Source organism: Bilifractor sp. LCP21S3_A7 (assembly GCF_052118825.1).
In the GTDB taxonomy this organism is placed as follows: domain Bacteria; phylum Bacillota; class Clostridia; order Lachnospirales; family Lachnospiraceae; genus Bilifractor.
Map to the genome: position 1 here is coordinate 129198 of NZ_JBQKGL010000010.1, position 6496 is coordinate 135693.

The window sequence follows — 6496 nt, forward strand, 5'->3', positions numbered from 1 at the left end:
GAACAGGTGCGCGGATTATCTCCGGCACAATTCAGATCCACCGGAATTACTTTCCTGCAACCTGAGCAGCTACCTCAGCAGCGAAATCCTCGTTCTTCTTCTCAAGTCCCTCTCCGGTCTCGAAACGAGTGAAGCCCTTGATGGTAACCTTTGCATTGTTCTCCTTTGCTACCTGCTGAACATACTTCTCAACAGACTGCTTGCCGTCCTCAGCCTTTACGTAAACCTGATCGAGAAGAACAATCTCTTTCAGTTCCTTGTTGACACGGCCCTTTACGATTCCCTCGATGACCTTCTCCGGCTTCTGGGATTCCTTGGGATCGTTCATGATTGCAGCACGAAGAATCTCTGTCTCATGCGCGATGTAGTCTGCCGGAACCTCAGCGTTGCTTGTGTACTGCGGTCTCATGGCAGCGATCTGCATGGCAACGTTCTTTGCCATCTCTTTAATCGCGTCATTTACAACATCTGTCTCAACGTCAACCAGAACGCCGATCTTTCCATCAGCATGATTGTAGGTTGCTACAAATCCGTTCGGCTCCTCAACCTGTGCAAAACGGCGGATATGCATATTCTCGGAGATAACCGCGATCTCTGCGTCAAGCTCTTCCTTAACGGTCTTGCTTGTGTCGAACTTCCAGGGCTCTGCCAGGAATGCGTCGATATCTGCAGCGGTTGTCGTCAGTGCCTGATCTGCAACCTGTGCCACATAGGAGCGGAACTTCTCGTTCTTGGCAGCAAAGTCTGTCTCGGAGTTTACCTCAACGATTGCCGCCTTTTTGCCATCATCAGCAGCCTTGAACATAACAATGCCTTCTGCGGCGATACGTCCGGACTTCTTCTGTGCCTTTGCCATACCGTTCTCACGAAGCCATTCAACTGCCTTATCCATATCTCCGTCGGTGTTCGTCAGGGCCTTCTTGCAGTCCATCATTCCGGCACCGGTCATTTCTCTTAATTCTTTAACCTGAGAAGCTTTAATAGCCATTTCGAATTCCTCCTGTAGGTTGTATGATTAATTATTCTGCCTCTGCAGCTTCCGCAGCAGCTTCCTCTGCAGCCTCATCGCCGGATTCCTGTGCCATTCCCTGCTTTGCTTCGATGACAGCATCTGCCATCTTGGAAACCAGAAGCTTAACGGCACGAATCGCGTCATCATTTCCCGGAATTACATAGTCGAGGTCTTCCGGATCACAGTTGGTATCGCAGATACCGATCAGAGTGATTCCCAGTGCGTGAGCCTCTTCAACACAGATGTGCTCCTTCTTCGGATCTACAACAAAGATAGCATCCGGGATCTTCTTCATCTCTCTGATGCCGCCGATATTCTTAACGAGCTTCTCCTGCTCTTTCTTCAGGCCCATGACTTCCTTCTTCGGAAGAACATCAAAGGTCCCGTCCTCTTCCATCTTGTCAATCTCATTCAGGCGGGCAATACGTGTCTGGATGGTCTTGAAGTTTGTCAGCATTCCGCCGAGCCATCTCTCATTGACATAGAACTCACCGCAGCGCTCAGCCTCAGTCTTGATGGTGTCCTGTGCCTGCTTCTTTGTTCCCACAAAGAGAATTCTGCCGCCGTCAGCGATGATGTCCGCAACAGCCTTGTAAGCCTCATCTACCATCCCTACAGACTTCTGAAGGTCAATGATATAGATGCCATTGCGCTCTGTGTAGATGTAGGGAGCCATCTTGGGGTTCCATCTTCTTGTAAGATGTCCGAAATGTACACCGGCTTCGAGTAACTGCTTCATTGAAATTACGCTCATAGTATTTCTCTCCTTTTGGTTTTAAACTTCTGTACGGTTCAACTTGCCGGGGAACCTCGCAGGAGGCACCACCCCGGAAATTTCCGCACATGCTTTCTAAACAGCTTTCCAATTGTAGCACAGTTTTTCTTCTTCCGCAAGGATATAATTGCACGTGTATATGTGTTATACTTTTGAAGTTTTCTGCGCAGTATTTAAGGCAGCGCGAATTTACTATCTTTCTGCGCAGTATTTTAAGCAACGCAAATGTACAATCATACAGGAGTATACAATGAACACAAAAAATTCAGATCTGATTTTCACCCAGTACAGACTTTGCTTTGACAGTGCAGCAGCAGGCGAAATTTCTGGCACTGATTCTCTGCGGAAAGGCCTTTCCGATTTCAAAAAAAACTGGAATCCGGATGATGCAGATTTTCCGGCAATGCTCCGGGCGTCAACATCAGGAATCAGGGCCTTTCTTGATACTCCGATGCACCGCTCTCTCGAGGGCATCACCACTCTCGCCGACATCCCGGAAGAAACAGCATTCGTCAGAGAACAACTGATCCGGCTCTTTTATACGGAGGATCACGGTGATCTGGATCAGCGTGCTTCCCGCATTCTTGATTTTCGAAACGACATCAACGTCCGGATCGGACGGAGATTCGAGGGGAAAACTGAATTTGAGCAGACCGCAGTCTCTGTTTTGAATCTTCTCTCAACATTTTCTCCTTCCGATAATTATTTCTATAAAAAAGAAGCTGCTGATCTTTTCGCTCAGGCGACGGAATTCGGGGATTATTTCATGTATGGCAATCATTTTTCCCTTAAGGGTTACTACAAAATGTGCGATAACCTTCTGGAGGAAGTATGGAATTATCCTGAAATTCTGAAGCTCCATCAGAACCGTATGGTGGATTTTCCCGCAGAAATCAGCAATAATCTTCATTTTCTGGCTTATGATATTCTCGACTGTGCGTACCGGAACGACTTCTATTCGCATCTGCGCATCCGGTCATCCTTTACAGATGAATGGATGGAAAGAGCAAAACGGGCAAGGGAGCTTGCCGGGCGTATCGATGAGATCCGTCGGGAACTCTCTGTGAAGAAAGCGCATCTGAAAGACCTGCTCTCCCTTCAGCTTCCGGCAATTGACGGAATTTCTGTTGCGCACCGTGTCTTCGGCTCCGGCACTGTTTCTTCGTGTGTTAACGGACGTATGACGATTCGTTTTTCGGATACAGAAAAAGCCTTCCTGTATCCGAAGGCTTTTCTGTCAAGCTTTCTGAAGCCGGATGACGGTTCTATACTGGAGCAGCTTCGAAGGATTACACAGGCTGAGGAAGCGCGTCCGATGCTGGAGCTGGAAATCAGTGATCTTGAAGAACAGCTGACGGATGCGCAAAAAGCTCTGGAAGAATGATTCTCTGTACATCTCTATGAATTTTTATATTCAAGGATCCTGAGGATATAATCATACATTCTCCTGGCAGAGGAGATGGACAGCCGTTCCTGCGGGGTGTGAATATTGAAGATATCCGGGCCCATGGAAACCGCATCCAGGCCCTGAATCTTCCCGGCAAGCAGACCGCACTCCACACCGGCATGTATTGCCTCTATGACGAGTTCCTTCCCGAACATCTCACGATATATCTTCGACATCCGCGTGCGCAGCTTAGAGTGCTCGACCCATTCCCACGGTGGATATGCACCACTTTCAACCACCTTTGCCCCGTAAGCTGACGCGATCCAGCCGATTTTCTGAATCAGTGCAGCAAGTGCCGATGCTACAGAGCTGCGCACCGAAGCACACATTGAAAATTCACCGTCAGACAGACTGGTAATTCCCCAGTTCAGGGAAGTTTCCGTAAGCCCCTCTACTTCATCGCTCATACGCTGAACTCCGGAGGGAAGCGAGTTTGCCAGAGCAATAACTCTGCGTGTGTCTTCCACGGTCAGTGGATCTTCATCCGCTCCGGATTCCGGGATGCCGGATGCCTCTTCTGCCGTAATCTGAAGACCAGGGTCAACCGCCCGGTATTCCCTCTGAATATTTTTTTCGTTAATCTGAACGGAAGATACGAATTTTGAAAAATCCTCAACCACAACTGTTGCCGCCGCTTCTCTCGGAATCGCGTTGTCCTTTGTGCCTGCGCGCATCGAGATCAACCGCACACCTGTCTCACGAGACGCTTCCATGATTGTCCGGAATAAGAGAAGCATCGCATTCGCCCGCCCCTTGTTTATTTCCGTACCCGAATGGCCGCCTGTAAGACCTGTTACGCGAAGCTCCACTCTCTGTCCTTCAGCTGGTTTCCGGGTGATTGGAAGAATTACCTTTTCAGACGCACCGCCGGCACATCCGGCCAGAACAACGCCTTCTTTCTCGGAATCAAGATTTAAAAGGAGATGGCCCTTCAAAGGCGAGCAGTCGATGAACTTCGCGCCATCCATTCCTACCTCCTCGCCAACTGTAATCACACACTCCAGTCTCGGATGCTTCAGTGTGGCCGAGTCCAGAATTGCCAGAATATAAGCAACCGCAATTCCGTCATCACCGCCGAGAGTCGTCCCTTTTGCGGAGATAAAATCACCATTGACCTCCAGATCAAGGCCATCGTTTTCCATATTCTTCGTCACACCCGGATTTTTTTCACAAACCATATCCATGTGTCCCTGAAGAATGATCGGTTCCTGATTCTCATATCCCTCAGATGCCTCTTTTATGATGATCACATTGTTCAAGGCATCCTGGTAATGCTCAAATCCGTGTGACCGGGCAAACTGAATCAGATAATCACTGATTTTCTTTTCCTTACCGGAAGGTCTTGGTATCGCCGAAATCTCCTCAAAATAGCGAAAAACCTCCGCAGGCTCAATTCCCTCCAGAATTTTTCTGTCTGACATTCTTTTTCCTCCTGATCCTTATCTATTGATAATAAGAAAGCAGCTAACATCCATGATATGTGAGCAACTTCATTATTATGTCCCCGGTACATCAAACGAGATAAAACATGCTGCGCGAGTTTTATCTCGCTATCGCGTCGCTCTCCGCACACGAATACTTCGCATTCGGCTGCGGCTCACTGTTCGCGTAAATAAAATGTATTTTTACGAAATAACAGTGTGATTCAGCCACTTACCGGAACGATAACGCAGAGAATATACAATCCCACGCACCAGCCAGTCAAGTGACATACCGATCCATACAGCAATCGGTCCGAAACCGAACACACGAATCAACAGTGTGGTCACAAGAACCCTGCAGCACCACATGGTTATGCTGGACGCGATCATGGAAAATTTCACGTCTCCGGCAGATCGCATACCGTAAGCAGGAATAAACGCCGGAATCCAGACAATTGGCTTTACAATAGACACATAGATCAGCATGTTAAAGCAGATATCAGCAGCTTCCGGATCCATACCGGCAAGCCACATCACAGGTTTTGCAATCACAAAAACAATAACGCAGGAGATGAGCACGACACCTTCAGCGATCATGCTTATCTTTACAATGTAATACTTTGCCTCTTCTACACGCCCTGCACCAATACACTGACCAACAACGGTCATAAGACCGATTCCGATTCCTATGCCACCGATGCCGTTCAGGTTTTCAAGGATGATCATCATTGCATTCGCTGCAATATTAATTGTACCAAGGGTCGAGACGCTGGACTGGATTGCCAGTTTGCCAAACTGAAACATCCCGTTTTCAATTCCGGAAGGAACACCGATTGACAGAACTTTTTGGATCATCCGAAAATCAGGACGTATACGCAGATAATGATCGATGACAATCGGCTGTCTGGGTATTCTGAGAAAATAGAAAATCACAATGGCGCTGAAAATACGGGACAACAGGGTAGAGATAGCCGCTCCTGCAACCCCCATATCAAAGCCGAAGATCAGAACCGCATTTCCGAATATATTCAGGCAGTTGGAAATTACGGATAGTGTCATTGGAAAACGGCTGTTTCCACCCGCACGGTAAAATGCCGCTCCAGACTCAAAGAGTGCAAGGAAGGGGAAGGAAATCGATGTGTAGAAGAAATACGTCACACCGTTTTTCATGACTGCCGGATCAACCGAACCGAATACAAGACGGAGGAGTGGTCTTCGGAGAATCAGGCAGAGGAGTGCCAAAGGGATGGATATCATCAATACCGTGAGTACCACTTGTCTTGCTGCGGCATTACACTTCTTGAAATCCTTATGTCCGATATACTGTGAACAGATGATCGTTCCTCCGGCAGCCATCGCAGAAAGAATCTGGATAACCAGGATGTTGATGGAATCGACCAGAGAGACTGCAGAAATTGCTTCACTTCCGGCTCTTGTAACCATCATGGTATCTGCCATACCCATGAAGGAGGTCAGAAGCTGCTCCAGCATCAATGGATACAGCAGCTTCCAGAGTTCAGCTCTGGTGAAGGTCAGATTATTCCAGTCGATACGATCGGACTGGTAGAAATGGTCTTTGAATTTGGAAAACATGTAAATAAACCCCGATAAAAATAGATGTTTTCAATTATATAGTTTACACCTGTTGCATGCGACATCGCATACAGTCTCTTACACACGCTTCGCGCGTGACGACGGCTTTATACAGTAACCCCATACGATAAGTCGTGCCACATACTGTATAAAGCCAGCTGCTCCGTTGCTTCGCAACTCTCGCAGCTGCCACATGTGACCGACTTCGTCGGTCTGCCGCGGCGTTCGCCCCACCGCTTCACACTTTG

At 48.0% G+C, this 6496-nt stretch carries 5 protein-coding genes; 1 reads left to right on the forward strand and 4 read right to left on the reverse strand.

Translation table 11 applies throughout. The features are described 5' to 3' along the window. Nucleotides 1-46 precede the first annotated feature (46 nt). Nucleotides 47-988, reverse strand: a complete 942-nt coding sequence (tsf, locus tag ACTQ1O_RS10520; RefSeq protein ID WP_441099136.1) for a translation elongation factor Ts — start codon at nt 986-988, stop codon at nt 47-49. Nucleotides 989-1019: 31 nt separating this feature from the next. Then, complete coding sequence (gene rpsB, locus ACTQ1O_RS10525; RefSeq protein WP_441099137.1) at nt 1020-1766, reverse strand: 30S ribosomal protein S2; 747 nt, start codon at nt 1764-1766, stop codon at nt 1020-1022. A gap of 271 nt (nt 1767-2037) precedes the next feature. Here rpsB and ACTQ1O_RS10530 point away from each other — a divergent pair, with 271 nt between their 5' ends. Then, entirely contained in the window at nt 2038-3171 is a 1134-nt protein-coding gene (locus ACTQ1O_RS10530; RefSeq protein WP_441487204.1) for a hypothetical protein, read from the forward strand. 14 nt (nt 3172-3185) lie between these two features. Here ACTQ1O_RS10530 and ACTQ1O_RS10535 read toward each other — a convergent pair whose 3' ends face one another. Together ACTQ1O_RS10535 and ACTQ1O_RS10540 are read right to left on the reverse strand one after the other, a co-directional pair. Next, nucleotides 3186-4655, reverse strand: coding sequence for an aminoacyl-histidine dipeptidase (locus ACTQ1O_RS10535; RefSeq protein WP_441487205.1), 1470 nt, complete (start codon nt 4653-4655; stop codon nt 3186-3188). A gap of 204 nt (nt 4656-4859) precedes the next feature. Then, nucleotides 4860-6248, reverse strand: coding sequence for an MATE family efflux transporter (locus tag ACTQ1O_RS10540; RefSeq protein ID WP_441487206.1), 1389 nt, complete (start codon nt 6246-6248; stop codon nt 4860-4862). Nucleotides 6249-6496 lie beyond the last annotated feature (248 nt).

Coding starts and splice junctions, on each gene's coding strand:
- tsf (WP_441099136.1), bottom strand. CDS start 988: ATGGCTATTAAAGCTTCTCAGGTTAAAGAATTAAGAGAAATGACCGGT.
- ACTQ1O_RS10540 (WP_441487206.1), bottom strand. CDS start 6,248: ATGTTTTCCAAATTCAAAGACCATTTCTACCAGTCCGATCGTATCGAC.
- ACTQ1O_RS10535 (WP_441487205.1), bottom strand. CDS start 4,655: ATGTCAGACAGAAAAATTCTGGAGGGAATTGAGCCTGCGGAGGTTTTT.
- ACTQ1O_RS10530 (WP_441487204.1), top strand. CDS start 2,038: ATGAACACAAAAAATTCAGATCTGATTTTCACCCAGTACAGACTTTGC.
- rpsB (WP_441099137.1), bottom strand. CDS start 1,766: ATGAGCGTAATTTCAATGAAGCAGTTACTCGAAGCCGGTGTACATTTC.